Annotated in this window: 17 protein-coding genes; 4 read left to right on the top strand and 13 right to left on the bottom strand. The window is 51.3% G+C overall.

What is annotated here, in order from left to right:
• From IPK01_17620 to IPK01_17610, 3 genes are all read right to left on the bottom strand, one after another.
• Positions 1 to 714 (bottom strand): hypothetical protein, encoded by a 714-nt coding sequence (locus IPK01_17620; GenBank protein MBK7935252.1) that lies wholly within the window; start codon positions 712 to 714, stop codon positions 1 to 3.
• Positions 715 to 755: 41 nt separating this feature from the next.
• Entirely contained in the window at positions 756 to 2,357 is a 1,602-nt protein-coding gene (locus IPK01_17615) for a type II/IV secretion system protein (protein ID MBK7935251.1), read from the bottom strand.
• Between the two features lie 103 nt (positions 2,358 to 2,460).
• Positions 2,461 to 3,699 (bottom strand): type II secretion system F family protein, encoded by a 1,239-nt coding sequence (locus IPK01_17610; GenBank protein ID MBK7935250.1) that lies wholly within the window; start codon positions 3,697 to 3,699, stop codon positions 2,461 to 2,463.
• 254 nt (positions 3,700 to 3,953) lie between these two features.
• On the opposite strand from IPK01_17610, the gene IPK01_17605 reads away from it, so the two are divergent.
• Positions 3,954 to 4,946, top strand: coding sequence for a VWA domain-containing protein (locus tag IPK01_17605; protein MBK7935249.1), 993 nt, complete (start codon positions 3,954 to 3,956; stop codon positions 4,944 to 4,946).
• A 13-nt stretch (positions 4,947 to 4,959) separates the two neighbouring features.
• Positions 4,960 to 6,063 (top strand): VWA domain-containing protein, encoded by a 1,104-nt coding sequence (locus IPK01_17600; protein MBK7935248.1) that lies wholly within the window; start codon positions 4,960 to 4,962, stop codon positions 6,061 to 6,063.
• Positions 6,064 to 6,127: 64 nt separating this feature from the next.
• On the opposite strand, the gene IPK01_17595 is transcribed toward IPK01_17600, so the two are convergent.
• From IPK01_17595 to IPK01_17580, 4 genes are all read right to left on the bottom strand, one after another.
• Complete coding sequence (locus IPK01_17595) at positions 6,128 to 6,445, bottom strand: BMC domain-containing protein (protein ID MBK7935247.1); 318 nt, start codon at positions 6,443 to 6,445, stop codon at positions 6,128 to 6,130.
• A 130-nt stretch (positions 6,446 to 6,575) separates the two neighbouring features.
• Positions 6,576 to 6,953: a zinc ribbon domain-containing protein gene (locus IPK01_17590; GenBank protein MBK7935246.1), complete on the bottom strand. Its 378-nt coding sequence runs from the start codon at positions 6,951 to 6,953 to the stop codon at positions 6,576 to 6,578.
• Positions 6,954 to 6,959: 6 nt separating this feature from the next.
• Complete coding sequence (locus tag IPK01_17585) at positions 6,960 to 8,543, bottom strand: aldehyde dehydrogenase family protein (GenBank protein MBK7935245.1); 1,584 nt, start codon at positions 8,541 to 8,543, stop codon at positions 6,960 to 6,962.
• Between the two features lie 211 nt (positions 8,544 to 8,754).
• Positions 8,755 to 9,150: a BMC domain-containing protein gene (locus IPK01_17580; protein MBK7935244.1), complete on the bottom strand. Its 396-nt coding sequence runs from the start codon at positions 9,148 to 9,150 to the stop codon at positions 8,755 to 8,757.
• Positions 9,151 to 9,341: 191 nt separating this feature from the next.
• On the opposite strand from IPK01_17580, the gene IPK01_17575 reads away from it, so the two are divergent.
• Both IPK01_17575 and guaB read left to right on the top strand, forming a co-directional pair.
• Complete coding sequence (locus IPK01_17575) at positions 9,342 to 10,352, top strand: helix-turn-helix domain-containing protein (protein ID MBK7935243.1); 1,011 nt, start codon at positions 9,342 to 9,344, stop codon at positions 10,350 to 10,352.
• 74 nt (positions 10,353 to 10,426) lie between these two features.
• Positions 10,427 to 11,896, top strand: a complete 1,470-nt coding sequence (gene guaB, locus IPK01_17570; GenBank protein ID MBK7935242.1) for an IMP dehydrogenase — start codon at positions 10,427 to 10,429, stop codon at positions 11,894 to 11,896.
• A gap of 81 nt (positions 11,897 to 11,977) precedes the next feature.
• On the opposite strand, the gene IPK01_17565 is transcribed toward guaB, so the two are convergent.
• From IPK01_17565 to IPK01_17540, 6 genes are all read right to left on the bottom strand, one after another.
• Positions 11,978 to 12,670: a DsbA family protein gene (locus tag IPK01_17565; protein ID MBK7935241.1), complete on the bottom strand. Its 693-nt coding sequence runs from the start codon at positions 12,668 to 12,670 to the stop codon at positions 11,978 to 11,980.
• A 2-nt stretch (positions 12,671 to 12,672) separates the two neighbouring features.
• Positions 12,673 to 13,095, bottom strand: coding sequence for a disulfide bond formation protein B (locus IPK01_17560; GenBank protein MBK7935240.1), 423 nt, complete (start codon positions 13,093 to 13,095; stop codon positions 12,673 to 12,675).
• Positions 13,096 to 13,117: 22 nt separating this feature from the next.
• On the bottom strand, positions 13,118 to 15,289 hold the full coding sequence (locus IPK01_17555) for a TonB-dependent receptor (protein MBK7935239.1): 2,172 nt from the start codon (positions 15,287 to 15,289) through the stop codon (positions 13,118 to 13,120).
• A gap of 408 nt (positions 15,290 to 15,697) precedes the next feature.
• A complete protein-coding gene (locus tag IPK01_17550; protein ID MBK7935238.1) occupies positions 15,698 to 16,048 on the bottom strand; it encodes a DUF3703 domain-containing protein in 351 nt (116 codons plus the stop codon).
• Positions 16,049 to 16,096: 48 nt separating this feature from the next.
• Positions 16,097 to 18,040 carry an ABC-F family ATP-binding cassette domain-containing protein gene (locus IPK01_17545; GenBank protein ID MBK7935237.1) on the bottom strand — a complete coding sequence of 648 codons (1,944 nt, stop codon included), beginning with the start codon at positions 18,038 to 18,040 and terminating at the stop codon, positions 16,097 to 16,099.
• Positions 18,041 to 18,119: 79 nt separating this feature from the next.
• Positions 18,120 to 19,328 carry a SurA N-terminal domain-containing protein gene (locus IPK01_17540; GenBank protein ID MBK7935236.1) on the bottom strand — a complete coding sequence of 403 codons (1,209 nt, stop codon included), beginning with the start codon at positions 19,326 to 19,328 and terminating at the stop codon, positions 18,120 to 18,122.
• Positions 19,329 to 19,367: the final 39 nt, after the last annotated feature.

Below are 19,367 nucleotides of genomic sequence, written 5' to 3'. Positions count from 1 at the left end.
TCAGTTCTTTTTCGGTTTTGCCGGTGCTTTTCTGTAAACGCCCGAAAACGTTACATTCGCTCCGCCGCAATTCATGTTGTCCGCAACGATCAGGAACGACTCTGTTGCGAGGCGCATCGATGCACGGCAATCGAATTCGCCGTTGCCGTCCGAATATTCCAGCGAGCCGTCTTTGTGTTTGGCAACACCGTCGAGTTCACCGATGTGAATGTTGTCTCCGAGGCCTTTCCAAAATGCGTTGCCTTTGACGGAGAAAGTGTTCGGTTCATCTGCGGAAGCGAAAATAATGTCGTTTTGCGCATATTTCCATTCGCCGACCCAGACTTTCGCACTTGCGTCAGAAAGATCCTCGCACGGATCTAGATCACTCGCTTTAAGCCATCCAACCGTCGGAGCACCCTGGAGCGGGGCAAACCAAGCGCAGACATAGTCGCCGCGTTTTCGATTAGTGACGACCGAGTCGCCGGAAACAACATAACTCCTGGTTTTACAGCTCAACGAACCGGGACACTTTTCGGAATCATCACCGTAAAAATACGCACGTGTGCCCTTTTTGCCCTTTACTGTACTGACGCCAAAATCGTCAGATTCTTGAGTAAAAACCCCCTGTCGGCACCAGTTGTCAGGATTGCCGGGAATTTGTGAAAAGACGGTATTGCCGCACAATACCACGGTCAAAACGATAAACTTTATGCTTATGCTGCGAATACTCATCTAATCAATGAACGGGGATCTCGGCCGTTACTTGCATACTCCTAAACCTTTCCGATCTCTTCGACAAATGTCACTCGATTGATCTCATATAGAGTCGTCATACCCAGAAACACCTTCTTTACAGCCGATTCGCGAAGTGATGAGAGGCCTTCCTTTTCCGCTTGGCGTCGGATCTCTGAGCCGGGGCGGCGTTCGATGATCATTTCGCGGATCGTGTCGGACATGTCGAGAAGTTCGTGAATTGCCGTTCGGCCGCGATAGCCGGTGTGGTTGCAGGCATCGCACCCGACGCTCTTGTAAAACACTTTGTCACTAATATCCTTCTGATGCAGGCCCGATTCTGCAAGTTCCTCGGGCGTCGGCGTATAGGCTCGTTTACATGTCGGACAAAGCAATCGAACCAGGCGTTGTGCGAGCACGCAGTTGAGCGACGAAACAAAGTTGTACGGCTCGACGCCCATATTCAGGAATCGGCCGATGACGTCGATAACGTTGTTGGCGTGAACCGTCGTGAATACGAGGTGGCCGGTCAATGCCGACTGGATGGCGATCTGAGCGGTCTCTTCGTCACGGATCTCACCGACCATGATCTTGTCAGGATCGTGACGTAGGATCGAACGCAGTCCGCGGGCAAACGTCAGGCCCTTTTTCTCGTTAACGGGAATTTGGACAATGCCGTGAAGCTGATACTCGACAGGATCTTCGATGGTGATGATCTTGTCTTCTTCATTACGGATCTCGTTGAGTGCAGCATAGAGCGTGGTCGTTTTACCCGAACCCGTCGGCCCGGTGACGAGCACCATTCCGTATGGCTCTTTGATATAAAGCCGAAATCGAGCAACATCGTCAGGATCGAATCCAACTACATTGAGATCGAGATTCTTAAATTCCTCGTTGATCTGCTCTTTGTCGAGAATACGGATAACGGCGTCCTCACCGAAAACGGTCGGCATGATCGATACACGAAAATCAACCGTGCGGCCCTTGTAACGCACACGAAAACGGCCGTCCTGCGGGATGCGGCGTTCGGCGATGTCGAGCTCGGACATGACCTTGATACGCGAAATGAGCTGTTGGTGATAGGCGATGTCAATCGGGTCGACTTTGGCGTACAGTGCTCCATCGATGCGGAACTTGACCTGAACGTCACGCTCGCGCGTTTCGATGTGTATGTCAGAAGCTCGCGATTCCATCGCATTGTATAGGATCGTGTCGACGAGCTTAATGATCGGCGACATATCGCTGTCCGACGCGAGCCTGTCGAGGTCGAGAACCTCTTCGCCCTGATCGGTTTCCTTGACGAGCGAGATCTTAAATCCGGATGCTGCCTCCTGCAGTACTCGCTGTGTCGAATCGCCCTTTCGAAGGACAACATCGATCGAACCGGCGGTCGCAACATATGGAACGATCCGCATATTGAGAACGTTTTCGAGCTCATCGAGCCGTTCCAGATTCGTCGGATCCGCCATCGCGGCATGCAGGTTGTTACCTTCGCGTTGTAAGGGGACGAATTGGTTTCGGAGCATCAGATCGACGGGCAGCCGAGCTAGTTCGTCGTGATCGACCGGCGATGGCCCGTCGGGCGGCAGCAAGTCGATGAAAGGCATACGGTATCGACGCGCAAGGATCTTGGCATCGATCATTTCCGGCGGTTCATTTTCCAAAAAATCAGACAATTCGATCTTTGGCGCCGATGGGTTGCTTACTGCAACTTCTTCAGTTTCCACACTCATAAATTCTATACCGTTACTGCTTTCTTCCGCCGAACGGCCCTGACGAGATGGTCTGGATGATCGGCAAGTAGATAGCAAGCAAAATAATAACAACGATTCCGGCCATGAACAGTAAGATCGCCGGTTCCAGAAGTGTTGTTAGCTGTTCGAGACGTACTTCCGCCTCGGCATCATAGAAAGTTGCGACCTCGTCGAGCATCTCCCGCAAGCTGCCGGATTTTTCACCAATGCCGATCATGTCCAATGCAAGTTCAGGAAGCCAATTGGCCTGCTCAAGAGCTTCGGTAAAACCGCGTCCTTCACGGATCATCGGCAGAACGCCTTGGCTTCGGCGTCGGAGTTCCAGATTGTTTATGGATTGCGAGGCAATGTCCCACGATTCGGGGACCGTGATACCGCCGGACAAAAGTGTTGACAATGAACGGGCCAATGATGACGCCGCCATATTTCGGATCAGCTGGCCTGCGACCGGTATGCGGAGCAGCAATTTGTGCAGCATCAGCTTACCATTTGCCGTGCGCAGCCATAAGACCAAGGCGACAGTTATGATTATTACTAAGGGCAGCAGCCACCAAATATTTCCGATGATGGCGTTGGAAAAGGCAAGCACCCAGACAGTTAGAGTCGGCAAAGCTCGATTGGCACTTAACCCTTTGAAAAGATCGGACATTCGCGGCACGATGTAGAAGGTCAAGAATGCGACCATCAAGGTGGCGGCCAAAAGCAGGAATGCGGGATATGCCAAAGCTCCGCGAAGCTTTCGCGATATGCCTACGCTTCGTTTCAGATATGTAACAAAACGTTCCAGCACATCGTCCAGCGCACCGCTCTTTTCGCCGGCCAGGATCGAGGCAGTGTAGATACGCGGAAAGATACCCTGCGATTCAAAAGCATCAGAAAGCGGAATGCCGTTCTTGATCTTTTCCTCGACATCTACCAGAACTGCACGCAGATTTGCTGAACCTGAGCGCGTTTTTAACAATCCGATCGCTTGCAAAACCGGAATTCCGGCCCGAAGCAATGCTGAAAGTTGTTGATTAAATAACAGGAAATCGCTTGACTTGACCTTGCCCTTGGTCGAGCCGCCAAGCGAAAGTACTGACGTAAGCCCTTCTTCGGCAGACGAGATGGCAAAAACGCGAAATCCATCGGCCTCAAGCCTCAAACGGGCATCGGCAGCTGCAGCCGCTTCGACTACTTTTGTTACGATCTCACCCGATGGGGTGCCGAGTCGACAAATGAATTCAGCCATAAATTAGGACGTTTTAAAGAGCCACAATGTTGCGAGATCGGAATCCGATTTGCGAAAGATCTCGAATCGACAATATAGACCTTGCGATGCTTCAGATTATATCACGCAGGCCGGCGATAATTGTTGCACACTAAGAATCTTTGCCGAATTTCGATGTCGATCGAACAACCTATATCGTGCTGCAAACATCTCATTTTTTGTCTTGCACGGTTTCCGTTCATTACCTACTATGTAGGTTACCCTTAGGAGAGTTTATGGCCTTAAATGCGTTGGTGGTATTGGCACGGCCCTTGGTTGCTCGAGCGGTATATATTGCGTTTACGTTTGCCATCGTGTTCGCCACAATGTTTGCTCAGGAACCGACACCGACTCCGCCGCTTGCAGATGACGACAATGCTCCGGTCAAGGTGAAGACCGATCTCGTCACGCTAACGCTTACGGTTACCGACCTTTACGGAAGATATGTTTCGGGACTGAACAAAAACGCCTTCCAAATAGCGGACAATGGCGAGCCTCAGGAAATTACATTTTTCAGTGATAGTGATGCCCCGGTTTCCGTAGGGATCCTGTTTGACGTTTCCGGATCGATGAGCGGTGACAAGATCAACAAAGCTCGGAAAGCGTTGTCCAGATTCATCCTAACAAGTCACCCGTCGGACGAGTATTTCCTGATCGCTTTCAACAGCCGGGCCCAGTTGCTGCTCGATCGAACCCGTGACGGCGATGCTGTCCTGCAAAAATTAACGCTTGTTCAACCAAAGAACAACACGGCACTTTACGATGCCGTTTATCTTGGGATCGAGCGAGTCACTCGCGGCTCTCATCAAAAGCGGGCACTTTTAATAATCAGTGATGGACAAGACAACGCATCGCGGTATAATTTTGGCGAGGTTCGTCGATTGATGAAAGAAGCTGATGTCGTCACGTATTCGGTCGGGATAATGAGCCGAGGCGACACAATGAGTGGGCCCGGAATGCAAGGGCAGTCTTTTCTGGATGAGATCAGCTCGGTGACTGGCGGCAAGTCGTTCTATCCTGACACCGACGTCGAAATGGACGAGATATTCGAGCGGATCGCCCTCGAACTGAGGCATCAATACTCCATTGGATATACGCCGAAGGACTTTGCACCGGATGGAAAGTGGCGGAAAGTTAAAGTTAAGGTCAAACCTCCGCGGGGTTTACCGCGTCTAACGGTTCGCAGTCGCGAAGGCTACTACGCAACTCCAAATGTCAGTTATCGATAAAAACGACGCAACCATGAAACGAAACCTTTTTCTCTTTTTATCCGGAACAACCTTTGCGGTGGCGATCTTATTCCAGTCTTTTTTTGCGTCGAATGCTCAGATAGCCTCAACGAAAGCGGTTAATGCGACTCCTACACCTGTACCAACACCTTCGCCAACGCCGAAACCGACACCGAATGTGCTGAACGACGACACCATCGAAAAGGTCGACACTGAACTTGTTAACCTCAACATCAGGGTGATCGACCGCAATAGCCGTCCGGTAAATGATGTAAAGCAGGGTGATTTTAAGATCTACGAAGATGGCGTCCTCCAGCAGATCGATTATTTTTCGCGCTCGGAAGTCCCGACAAATTACGCACTTGTGATCGATAATTCCGGTTCGCTTCGTCCGCAGCTTGAAAAGGTGATCGAGGCCGGAAAGATATTGGTAAACACAAACGGCCCGCTGGATGAGACAGCGATCATTAGATTCGTCGGGCGAGAAAAGATCAGTATTGAACAGCCTTTCACGACCAACAAAGCTGACCTCATCGATTCGCTTGATAATCTCTATATCGAGGGCGGCCAGACCGCAATAATCGATGCCGTTTATCTCGCGGTGGAAAATGTCGAGGAATACGAGAAGTCACAAAGTGCCGCGGACCGTAAAAGACGTGCGATCGTTCTGGTAACCGATGGAGAAGACCGCGACAGCTATTACAACGAGAAGCAGCTTTTTGAGCTGCTTCGTGAATCAGAAGCTCAGATCTATGTTGTCGGGTTTGTTGGCGACCTGAGCAAAGAGGGCGGCTTTATCGGCAAGAGCCCGCAGGGAAAAGCGAGAGCTTTTCTTGAAAGAATGGCAACAGAGACAGGAGGAAAGGCGTATTTCCCATCGGGTCCGAGCGAATTGCCGGCAGTCGCAAAGGACATTGCCAGTGAACTGCGTACCCAGTTTTCGATAGGCTACGTACCCTCGAACGACAAAAAGGACGGCACATACCGCAACATTAAGGTCGTCGTTGAAGACGGCCCAAACAAACAGAAGCGTATTCCGATCACACGTACGGGCAGGACGGCTGAAGCGGATGGTTCGAATCAAACAAAGCCGTCAACTACGCCGACGAAACCATAGCTGCTAAAAAAAGAGGCTGCCCAAAGGACGGCCTCTTTTTGATTGTTATCTAACTTGAGCCGATCTATTCGGGCACGGAACCGGAGATCTTTTTGCGGTTCGTTTCGCCGGTCACCAACACCGGAATCCCTTCGTCGACCTCACTATGCGGTCGCGGAATGACATGGACGGCCGTTACCGTACCGACACGACGAGCCGCAGCAGCGCCGGCATCCACCGCGGCCTTGACTGCTCCGACCTCTCCGCGAACGATCGCAGTGACCAACCCGGCGTCGATCTTTTCGTAGCCGACGAGTGTAACATTTGCCGCCTTGACCATCGCATCCGCCGCCTCGATCATCGCGACAAGTCCAAAACACTCAACCATCCCTAAAGCTTGCATAAAATTACCCTTTTAAGATCATTTCCGCCGTTTCAAACGCCAAATGATGAATATCGCGACCGAAAGCAAGGCTAAACCGACGAACAAGGCGATAAAGAAAATACCAGCTGCTGCGACCATTCGTTCACCGTTACTTCATGAAAACCATCAGGAAGACCAAAGCACCTGCGATCACGGTGATAAGTAAACAGACTAGAATGAACATCCTGTTCGATGCCGCACCGGGCTCTTCCCAAATGACCTTTTTTGGCTTTCGCTGGCCCACGCGCGACCTTTTACGTTCGGTCGCCGCGGCTGCTAGCTTCTCTGCTTTATCGTTTGTTTCGATCTTGTCGTCATTTTCGATGTTCGATCCGGGATCGGCATTACCGCTCAGTTCCGCCGGGACCACGGTTGATTCGAGTCCATTCGGAACCGGCTTTCCGCAATTATAACAAAACTGGGTGCCTTCACGGACGTCAACGCCACATGCAGCACAAATCGCTTTTTCGAGAACCGCTTCAGCCATACAGAACTAGACGATCGTAAAAATATCCTTCTCAGTGCCGAGGTCTCGAGCCGAAGGCGTCAGGATCGCTTTCTTTGTTATAAATATCCGCTGACCTTTATCCAATGCTCTGCGAACGTCATCCTCGCTGACAAAATCCAGCGGTGCGGGCGGCTTTTTCGGCTCAGGAAGCGGGTAAGTGTGATGCACGATCGTTTGTTTGACCGGTTCAGCAACCGGCGCCGGAGCCTCCCGTTTAACATGTTTGCTTAAGAAGCTGTCAACTAGTGCAGCAATATCTTCGCGGGTGACCGATCTCGGTTTGATGAAAGGTTGAGTAACAGCGGCATCGGTCTTTACCGCCGAAACTGCCGGCGACCTTTTATTCACGGGCTTCGTTTCGAACGCTACCCGTTTGATGTCGATCAAATGAATAGGCGATACGTTATCCGACGTTACATTTCCGCCCCAAGAACCGCAGCCGAGCGTCATCGACGGTGAAAGACCCGTCGAAAATCCGATCGCGCCATGGGTTGTCGGCGAATTTATTATGACCCTTGCGGTCGGCATTTTTTCGCCGAACCTTATCGCCGCCGACCGATCTTGGGTGTGCATTCCCGACGTATGGCCCATGCCTCCAAACTGCAAGATCTCCAAACAGCGCGCGGCTCCCGCTTCGACCCCATCGACGACAAAGAACGCAAGCGTGGGCGATAATTTTTCGATCGACCATGGATGATCCCGTCCGACACCCAAGCAATCAGCCAACAGACATCTAGTGCCTTCAGGGATCACAACACCGGCCAAATCGGCGATAAACGCGGCTGATTTCCCTACAATGGCCGGATTAAGTGTGCGTTGCGGCGTCAAAAGGATCTTACCGACCGACTCAGCATCGTTCGCGTTTAGAAAATGCCCGCCCTGAGCACGAAACTGTGATCGCACCTCATCAGCGACCGCGGAGTCGGCTACGACAGACTGCTCAGACGCACAGATCGTACCGTTATCAAAACAAGTACTTGTCAGAATATCTGCGACGGCCTTTGCAACGTCAGCTGACTTGTCAATGTAAACCGGAACATTCCCCGGTCCGACTCCAAACGCTGGCTTGCCCGAAGAATATGCCGCTCGAACCAAGCCGGTACCGCCTGTAGCCAGGATCACCGCTGTCTGTTTGTGCTTCATCAGGGCTTCGGTGCCCTCGATCGTTGTGAGTTTCAGGCATTTGACAGAATCCGCCGGGAGGCCGTGCTTGATACCGGCGTCAAGCATGATTCGAGCCGTTTCGGCAATACATTTAGCAGCTGAAGGGTGAGGTGACAAGACAATGGTATTGCGTGACTTGATCGCAATTATGATCTTGAATATTGCAGTCGAGGTCGGATTTGTGGAAGGAATGATAGCGGCCACGACACCGCGGGGACTCGCTATTTCGACAATACTTTCGGTTTCCCGGACGACCCCAACAGTCTTGAGGGTCTTAAAATAATTCCAGACATCCTCAGCGGCAAACCTGTTCTTTTCCCGCTTGTCTTCAGGTTTTCCAAATCCGGTCTCTTCGCGAGCCATCTGCCCCAGACGGGCCGCATCGGACAACGCCGCCGCTGACATTGCCGCACAGATCTCATCGATCTTTTTTGATCAAATCCGGCAACAATGGCGAACGCCTCGTGGGCGGCAGAGACCGCATCACGAGCTTCCTGTTGGGCTGCCAGATCCTTGTCACTCATACGCTAAAAAATCGGGAGAGGCCAAGACGTGAGTCAGCAGGAACTTGGGTCCCTGCATTTCAGCGTCCCGTTATCCCCGAGTCGATCTTACGCTATTTTGTCTTGGACTTGGTGCCCTCGTTAGAGATAGCTGACGATGATCCGGCACCGCCGGAGCTAAGCTGTCTTTCGCCGCCCTGCAGAGCTTTTTCGTCAGGACTCACGCCGACAGTCCCGCCTTTCGGCAAGATTCGTTCGACCTCACCGTGCGGACGCGGTATGACGTGGACACTGATAAGTTCGCCAACACGGCGAGCTGCTGCTGCTCCTGCATCAGTAGCTGCTTTGACGGCTCCGACGTCTCCGCGAACAAAGATGGTCATGTATCCGGCCCCAATATACTCTTTGCCGACAAGCTGTACATTGGCTGCCTTGACCATAGCATCAGCAGCTTCGACACCACCGATAAAGCCCTTGGTCTCGATCATTCCGAGCGCTTCTAAACTCATTGATAATTCCTCACTTTTCTAACTAGCAGATGGATTTCGTGACAAAGCCTAAACGTAACACGCGAGTAGTCAATAATCAAGCCACTCTCTCGTGATAAAACCGAAATGATTCGATTGACAGAATGTGTTAAACAACGATATATTTCACACTTAAGAACGTTGTTCGGGTCACTAGTTCACACACGTCGAAAATGTCACAAACTCTAGGCGAAAAGTTGCGGGAAGCCCGCGAAGAACGCGGTATTTCCTTAAGTGAAGTCGCGGAGCAAACCCGTATTTCACCTCACTACATCGAGTCGATCGAACGTGACGATTATAAACCGCTTCCCGGCGGTATATTCAACAAAGGCTTTGTCAAATCATTTGCCAAATATGTTGGGGTCGATGAACAAGAGGCTCTTGCCGATTATTCCCGGGCAATTGCAGCAAAGGAAGGCAGTGATGAAGCAGATCTAAAGGTCTATAAGCCTGAGGTGCTCACGGACGATAGTTCCGCGAGATCAATGATCCCAACTATCATTATCGCCGCTTTGATCCTTGGGCTGATGACTGCAGGCATTCTCTTCGGACTCGATTATTTGAATTCACCCGCAGATCCGCCGAAAGCCGCAAACGCCAATTCCTCTAACACGGGTACAAATTCGAATTCGGCTGTGGCCGGGACAACTTCTGACGCCACAGTGCCTGAAATGGCGACACTGAAGATCGAATTCAAGACGACCAGCCAACCCGTTCGGCTGCTTTCAACGGTCGATGGCGAAAAGAGCGACAATGTCGTCGCGGCCGGTTCATCGAAGCTGTTCGAACCAAAAGAAAGCATAACGCTGAACTATAACCGTTGGAATTCGTCCGTTGTTCAGCTAACAATAAACGGAAAGACGATCGCGTTGCCGAGTGCTCCGCTTACTCCTGCTGACAAAGACCGGATCAATTTCACAATATCGAAAGAAAATATCGCTACGGTGTGGACCAGCGGTTCGATCTCGAATGAGGTTCCGCCGGCGACAACAACCGAAACGAATACAAGCACGACGCCTCCGGCCGCAACCGGCCTAACCGTTGTAAAGCCTACTCCTGCACCGAAGCCTACAACGGCCGCAAACACGGCGACTTCGCCTGCAAAAACACCCGATCCAAAGCCGGCCGCAACGCCGAGGGCTGCTCCTACCACTGCCAAACCGGCAGCGAACGGGCCGAATTGATCAGTGTCTGTAGGAAAGCTCATAATTGTGAATGTCCGCAAGCATTTTGCGGGCATTTTTGTTTATAATTGGATATGGAAATCGACAAAATACAAGAAGGCCTAACGTTTGACGACGTATTGCTGGTTCCTGCTTACTCGGAAATACTGCCGGCAGAGGCAGACACACGCACCAAATTTTCGCGCAATATCGATCTGAACATTCCACTGTGCTCATCAGCCATGGATACTGTGACCGAGGCGTCCCTGGCGATCGCACTTGCTCAGCAAGGCGGGATCGGTGTGATCCACAAGAATTTCAGTGTGACCGAACAGGCCGAAGAGGTCGACAAGGTAAAGCGCAGCGAATCTGGAATGATCGTCGATCCGGTCACGATCCATCAGGACAAATTGGTCTCTGATGCCCTCGAGATAATGAGCCGCTACAAGATCAGTGGTGTTCCGGTCGTCGATAGCAATGGTCTACTTGTTGGAATCATCACGAACCGTGATCTAAGGTTCGAGACGCGTTTTGATATTCCGGTCTCCGAGATTATGACGCCGCAGCCTCTCGTTACGGTTCCAGTCGGTACAACGCTTGACGAGGCCAAGGTCAAACTTCAGAAACACCGTATCGAGAAGCTGCTCGTTGTTGACGACAACGGGCATCTCAAGGGCTTGATCACGGTCAAGGACATACAAAAGGCGATCAACTTCCCACTCGCGGCAAAGGACGAACTCGGCCGTCTGCGTTGTGCAGCGGCGATCGGTGCAACGGGAGATTTTCTGGAACGTGCTGAGGCTCTCGTCAATTCGCGTGCCGATGCTATCGTTATAGACACGGCACACGGGCACAGTTCGAGAGTGATCGATGCGGTGAAAGCTGTGCGATCCAGGTTCCCTGAGATCGAGATCGTCGCGGGAAACGTCGCGACTGCGGAGGCAACAAGGGCATTGATCTCCGCCGGTGTTGATGCTGTTAAGATAGGAATCGGGCCCGGATCGATCTGTACGACCCGCGTTGTTACCGGAGCAGGAGTGCCGCAGATATTGGCGATCGTTGAAAGCGTAAACGCAGCTAAGGGCTCCGGCGTTCCGATCATTGCCGACGGCGGTGTCAAATTCTCAGGGGATGTTGCCAAAGCAATTGCCGCCGGAGCCGACAGCGTCATGATCGGCTCGCTTTTCGCCGGAACCGAAGAAGCTCCGGGCGAGGTCATACTGTTCCAGGGCCGCAATTTCAAGACATATCGCGGCATGGGCTCGATAGGAGCCATGAAAAGGGGCTCAAGCGACCGATACAGCCAGGAAGGCACCGTCTCCGACGCCAAGTACGTCCCCGAAGGCATTGAGGGCCGTGTCGCATATAAAGGTTCAGTCGCCGAAATGGTCACGCAGCTCGTCGGCGGCCTTCGATCAGGTATGGGCTATACCGGCTGCCGCTCGATCGCGGAACTGCAGACCAATGCACAATTCGTTCGTATTACGTCAGCCGGCCTGCGCGAGTCGCATGTTCACGATGTCATCATCACCAAGGAAGCTCCGAATTACAGAATTGAATCCTAAGAAGATATGACCGCGAGAAACGAGAAAAGACGCAAAAAAGAGATTCTCCTTTTTGCGTCTTTTCCTTTTTTTCGTGGTTAACTACTTTTTCATTTCCTCTTCGATCAGAGCACGTAAATATGATTCGCCGAAGGTAGCAAGTTCTCGGCCGTTGACGAAAAATGTAGGGGTCCGTCGGACGCCGATGGCCTGGCCGTCTTTTCGGTCCTGCTCGATCTTCGCGTCGAATTTCTTTGACTTGATCGCGGCCGACGCTTTTTCCATATCGAGGCCGAGTTCCTTGGCGTATTTGTCGAACAACTCGTTGATATTGGGCAGCGGAGCAGCGGTCGGCGGGCCGTGTTTTGTTCCCCATTCAGGCTGTTTTCTGAATAGAATGTCCTGGGCTTCCCAATACTTGCCTTGCTCGCCTGCGGCCTCGGTGAAGTTCGCGGCTGTCAAGGAGTTTGGATGGAGCGGCATGTATCTCGTCACGAAACGAATCTTGCCTTCGTATTCTTTGAGGATCTTTTTGACGACCGGTGCAAACGACGCACATGATTCGCATTCGGGATCGTAAAACTCAACTAGTGTTACTTTCGCGTCCGCGGGCCCTAATGACGGGCTGTCGGGCCGAACCAGCTGTTCTGGAGCGATCTTTGGCTTTCCACCGGAATTGCTGTTACCGACGACCGATTCTTTTTGAACGGAACTACGATAATAGTTTGAACCGATCACAGCCCCGACAACGACAAGGGCGATTATCGCCCCTAATATAATGATCTCTTTACGCATAATTAATTTTCCTTTGGTTTATAAAATATCAAACAAAGCGCTATCGTGGCGAAAGCCGCGAGCCCCATCAACGGTATCGTAATAAAGCCGAGAAGCTCGATCTGCACGGCGTTGCAAGGAACGCCTTCTGAACATGGCGCGATCGTCTCGGGGATAATTCCGTAGTAGAGCAGATTGTGATAAATGGCAACGGCCAACCCGGAGAGACACAGCGGCAAGGCGTAGATCTTCATCTTTGCGTCACGAGTGATTATTCCCGCACCGATGATCAGCAGCAGCGGATACATCGCGATCCGCTGAACCCAACACAAGACGCATGGCGGCAGCTGCATCACTTCACTGAAAAACAAGCTGCCGGCGATAGACAACAGCACGATTATCCAAGCGATATAGGGCAGCAGGCTGGCTATTCCATTTATTGACATATTCTCTACTCGATCCAACGTATTACAATCTTATCTTAATTCCGCCGTTAAAAATACGACCCTCGGTATGTGTATAGAGTTCAGCGAATGTCGGATTCTGATGCGTTCCGAGAACAACCCGACCATAACGTCCCTGACGGACATCGGTCAGGTTCTCGGCATTGATAAACAGACTGAACTTGCCGAAGCTCTTCTCGCCAAACAATCCTAACTCAGCAGTTGATCGCGTCAGCGAACGGTCATCGAGTGTCTGCCGGCTTCCATAGTAAAACTCAACTCCGGCCTTAAAGCTCTCGTGTTTTTCGAAAACGAGCGATGAGTTGACCCTATGTCTCGGCAACAAAGTCAGTGTGTGGTCACCAGTGAGGAATCCGGCCTTCGCGTCGGTGAAAGTATAGCCGAAGAAGAGCTTCGTGATCGAGTAGCCGACCCGTGCGTTCGTCTCAAAACCTTTGCTGATCACAAGTGACGGGGCGTTGCTAAACCGAAAGATGTTATTGGTATCGGGCCTCAGGATGATCGGATCGGTTATTTCTGTGTAAAAGAACATCTGGTTGAGGGAATAGGTAAAGTTCTCGCCGATACTATCCTTGTAATTAACATCAAACGTCCCGCCTTTGCTTCGTTCTGCTTTTAGAAGTTCGTCAACAGGTGACACATTTCTGAACAAAAGTGTCTCGGCGTCTTCAGTGAACATTGTTGGCGTCTTGTATCCTAGGCCGAATCCGACGCGAGTGGTCAAATGTTCGCTGAACCGATAGAGTAGTGAGACTCGGGGTAAAGCGAAAACGCCATGATCCTTGGAATAGTCGAGTCGAAACCCGGCTTCGAGCGAAAATCTGTCGGTTAGGTCGACTGTGTCTTGAACAAATACTCCGACAGTCGATCGAGTTTCATCGCGAGGATCGATACCGTTCGTCGTCTTTTCCCGAAACTGATCGTAGACAACACTTCCGCCAAAAACGACTGCATGCCTACCAAATGCCTGTGCATAAGATATATCAGTAAATGAATTGAACTGGCTTCCCTTGAATACGTAACTTTGCGTCGTCAGTTCGCGATCGAAGAACGCAAGACTTTGTTTTGCAAACAATCGTCCGCCGGTTGCGAATTCGCGGTTGAGATTGAACGACGTGATGTTTCGAAAGGATCGATTTTGTTCGAAATACTGATGAAACGCCGTAGCGTTGCCATTTAGCACAAAAGTGTCCCCCCCCTTGCGGTTTTGATAGGACATCGAGTTGCCAACCGTTAAAGTAGTTTTCTGATCGATATAGAAGAGCAACTTTGGGCGGAAACCGAAAGCCGTAGTTTGCGGCAACTCCGTAAAATCGTCGTCATCAACGTCATACGGTCGTTGATAATTTGTAGAGCCGTGGAGCGTATAGCCGAACCGCGAGTATTTGCGTGAATTGAAAACCGAAAAGTCAGTGCCGTATGCCGACGTTTGATTCAGGATCAGCGTAGTCACAGGCTCGTCCGTGGGGTCTTTCGTGACAAAATTGACGACTCCGGCGATCGCGTCACCGCCGAACAGAGTCGCGGCAGGACCCTTTACAACCTCGACCTGTTTAAGATCGAGAGGTGGTATTTCAAGAATGCTAAGACTGCCGGAAAAGCCGCCAAATGCCGGAAAACCGTCCTTTAAGATCTGAGTATAACGGCCATAAAGGCCCTGGATCCGAACACTTTGTGTATTCGATGTTGCCGATGTCTGCTGCACCTGAATGCCAGTGCTCTCATGTAAGACCATCGAGACATTCGCGGGCCGCATATTGATCTTTTCATCTATCTCTTCTTCGTCGATCGCCTCGACACGTGAAGGTTCCGATTCGATCTCGCGGCCGGTTCGAGTCGAGGTTATCGTCACCTCGCCAACTTCATTGTTGATCTCAAGGAATGCGACTCGTTCGGACGGATCGGTCAGCGGGTAAGTAAGTTTGAGTTCCAACGTTTCGAATCCGGGTGAGAATATCTCGATAGTTTGGTCACCATCAGCTGCGATCCTAAGCTCCGCCCTACCGTTTATATCAGTGACCGCAGACACCTCGGTGCCCTTTAGGCGAACTGTCGCTTCGGCGATATTCGCCTTTGTATCTCTGTTCTTTACAATGATCGTGACCGTAGTTGCGCTTTGCGCCAACACGGTGTTGGCTGTCAGAACGACGACGAGAAATATAATTGCTCTTCTCATAAACTCCATAACCTTAGCTCTAACTCGAACCATGTCACCTTTACAAAATGGTGACGAAAAGCGGGCGCAGTGGTGCGGGGCAGTTAAGCTTTTGGCGGCTGCCAAATGGAGTTTTGGTGGGCTTTTGAGTATGGGTTTGCATACTCGATGACGTTCGTTGGAATCGCTTTACTTTCAACATCGCTTGAAGCAAATGTCCGGAAAGAATGATCAGCAACCGACAGGCTACAGCATGGACAAAGACAGAATGGGGAGCAATCGTCAGAGTGCCTGTCACTTGTTGGCTGAATGCTAGTGATCTCTGTCCTACTATCAGTGCAATCATTCTCCATTGCAAGCAAGTCCTGACACGGCTGTGTCATGAGGAGCAGGAGATAGACGATAAAGCTGAAACAAAGAACTTTCACTTCATTTTATTTTCGCTTGATTGAGGATCTCCTGCAAGTCGTCAGGTACGGGCATCGGTTTGAAGAACCAAACGTTAGCTCCGCCCGTGTTGCCTGTCGGGTAAATTCCCAGCGGTGTCTTGGTCGCAGCACCGATGATCCGTATGAATTGCCCCCAGATCTCGAGTGCAGAATGCATCATTAACGCAAGCCTAAACATCCGCCAGTGAACACGCGTGTGATGATATGTGCTTGCTTGGCCAAGCACGTGGGCACGTTCCAGGTGACGAAACGCGGAAGAGAGATCGCCGATCGCGATCTTACGGTCGGCTTCGAGGATCTCGGCGTCGACATATTTTTCAATTCGATCCATTGAACAAAATGTATCATTGAGAAAAACGCCTTTGCAAGCATAATTCTGTTACGACAACTGTTCAGCGGCAGATTCCCATTCGGAGTAGAGATCCTTGATCTTTGCTTCTGTTTCGGTGAGCTTTTGTGTGACTTCGGCGAGACGGGCATAATCCGATGCGACCTTTGGATCGGCCATTTCTGCAGCTAGTTTTGCGGCCTCGTCTTCGAGTTCAGGGAGATCGGATTCGATCTTTTTGATACGTTTTTCGAGCTGGTTGATCTGATTCTTTGACAGAGTCGATGCCGGTTTATCGTTGGCATTTGCTTGCTCGATGCCGGACGATGCCACCGTTATTTTTGCCTGCGGCTCTAAGTTGGCCACGGATCTGTGTAGAAGACCACCCGCTGCTGCAGGTGGTTCTGACAATTTCCAGTCGTGAAATTCGGTGTAGTTGCCGTCAAAACTAAGTACCGTGCCGTCGGGTTCGAATGACAGCATTTGGCTCGCTATCTTGTCGAGGAAAAAGCGGTCGTGGCTGACCGTGATGATCGTTCCGTCGTATTCCTCGAGCGCATTTTCGAGCGACTCGCGTGATGGGATATCGAGATGGTTGGTAGGCTCATCGAGCACCAGCACGTTCTTTTGCGAATAGATCAGCTTAGCAAGGGCGAGCCTACCCTTTTCGCCTCCCGAAAGGGCTGAAACGGGCTTGAAAACATCTTCGCCCATGAAAAGGAATTTGGCGAGAAAACCGCGGAGTGTGCCGTTATCGGCAGTTGGGGCTACGCGTCGGAGCTCCTGGATCACCTCATTTCGCGGTTCGAGGCCCTCAAGATTCTGCGAGTAATAGCCGATGTTTACCTTTGTGCCCCAGTGTATCTTGCCGTCGAGTTCACGAATGTTGCCGAGGATCGTTTTCACGAGCGTCGTCTTTCCAGTACCATTGCCGCCAATAATGCCGAGCGCGTCGCCTCGATGAAGTGAGAATTTGATATCTCGGGCGAGAACCTTGTCGCCATAACCGATCGCCAGATCTTCGGCGGTCAGCACGTTGTTGCCGGTTCGCTGCACCTGCCTGAGGCCAAAATTGCCGCCCGATCTTTCGCTTGTAACTGCTTCGATACGTTCCATTTTGGCAAGGAGCGTACGGCGTGATTTTGCCTGTTTGGTCTTTTGGCCTTCGAGATTGCGGCGGATGAATTCCTGCGTTTTGTTGATCAGCTGCTGCTGATTTTCGTATTCGCGGATCTGCTGCTCTCTACGAAGTTCGCGTTCTTCGAGATATTTTGAATAATTACCTTTGTACGTTACCGCCTGACCGCGATCGATCTCGATCACACGGTTGGTCGTGCGATCAAGGAAATAGCGGTCGTGGCTAATTACGACATAGCTTTTATCGTATGTTTTTAGAAACTCTTCGAGCCATTCGACAGCATCGACGTCCAAATGATTCGTCGGCTCATCGAGCAGCAGAACGTCCGAACCGGAAAGCAGCAAACGCACCATGCCAAGCCGGTTCTTTTGTCCGCCGGAAAGCGTTCGCACATCGTCGCCCCACGATTCGGGCGCGAAGCCCATTCCGAGCAGAACAGATTCGGCCTTCGCAGCATACGAAAATCCGTCGGCGTGCTCAAATGCGGTTTGGAGATCGGCATATCGGTCGAGAATAGCTTCGGAGTGATCCGTTTCCATCTCTTTTTCGAGCCGCCGCATTTCGGCCTCCATGTCGTGTATCTCTTTGAACGCTGAAAGTGCTGCAGTGTGAACTGTCTCAGCCTCGCCAAAATCGACGTGCTGATCAAGGAGGCCCAATTTGAGGCCGTTCATTTTGATCACGTCACCATCATCAGGAGCCTCTTGCTGCGTGATTATGCGAAATACCGTGGTCTTCCCGGCGCCATTGCGGCCGACGAGACCGACCTTTTCGTTCGGGTTGACCTGAAACGAGACACCTTTTAGTATCTCGGTCCCGCCGTACGATTTCCACACATCTGAAAGTCTAAATAGCATGTCACTTAAGCAAAAAGGCAAAAGGCAAAAAATGAAATTTGCCTTTCACCTTGAATTGATAAAAACGCGATCCTTGTGGCTATTTGGTCGCCTGTTTCTTGGCTTCCGGTTTAGCTTCGGTCTTCGCAGGTGTCGCCGCCGCCGGTTTGACCGGTGTAGCCGCGGCCGGTGCCGCAGGTGTCGCAGCGGCAGGAGCCGCCGGGGTCGCCGCAGCTGAACCGGCAGGACGTGCTCCGCTGAGCTCATTCGGGTTCTCGACCACTTTCTTAGCAAGCAAATTTTCGATTTTCGCTTCGTTCAGGGCAAGCGCTTGATACGATGCGGCAAGCAGCTGCTTACGGTTGTTTGTCAATAGATCGATGATCTGCTGACGAACGCCCGGGCTCTCGAGAGTCAACGCTTCTTCCTTTTCGATCCGTTCCTGCAGCTTGAAAATATAGCCCTTTCCGTTGAGAGGTATCACATTCGTAACGCCTCCAACGCTAAACTGTGGATTCATGAATCCCGCAGCATTCTGTGCACCAAAATTCTGCTTCAATTCGTCTTCGCTAAGATATCCAAGATCGCCGCCCTGCAATTTGCTCGGGTCTTCGCTATACTCACGAGCCAAAGCAGCAAAATCGCTGGCCGGCTGCGAGAGTTTGGTAAGAAGTTCCTTGATGCGGACGTTCGCTTCGGCGTCATTTGTCGTAACATCGCCCTGACCGTTGTTCGTCGGATCAATAACAATAGCAGCAAGCTTTACGCCGCGCTTCTTCACGAACGATTCAGGATTTGCCGAGTAGAGATCGGTGATCTCCTTGTCTTTCGGTGCTTCGATGCGGGCCGTGATCTTGTCAACGAGCTTTTTGATTGCGAGGCCTCGTTTCGTTGTGTCGCGAAGTGCAGCCTCGCTAAAGCCTGCGTCTTTCATCTGCTTATCAAATTCTTCGGCGGAAACACGGCTGTCCTGCTTTTGCTTGTTCACCTCAGCAGTGATCTCTTCTTCCGTCGGCACAAGATTCTCCTTCTCCGCCTTTTGGAACATCACTTCCTGTTCAATGAGCGACTGTAGAACCTGGAGGCGGGCACCGGCAAGTTCAAGCGGTGACATTTTTGCTTCCTGTCCCTGAGCCTGTTGTTTGACCGCTCGGTCGACCTCTTCCATCTTGATGACCTTACCATTTACGTTCGCGGCTGTTTCATTCGAGGCACCCGTACCCGGGCCTCCGGCACCGCAAGCGGCAAACATCGCTGTAAAAACCGATATTACGGCGACGGTCAAAATTCGTTTTGTGTTATTTTGCACTATGGCTCTCACTCCCTCTTTCCTATCGATCTGTATCAT

The organism is Acidobacteriota bacterium (assembly GCA_016713675.1).
GTDB lineage: Bacteria > Acidobacteriota > Blastocatellia > Pyrinomonadales > Pyrinomonadaceae > OLB17.
This window is presented reverse-complemented; position numbering and strand designations above follow the sequence as displayed.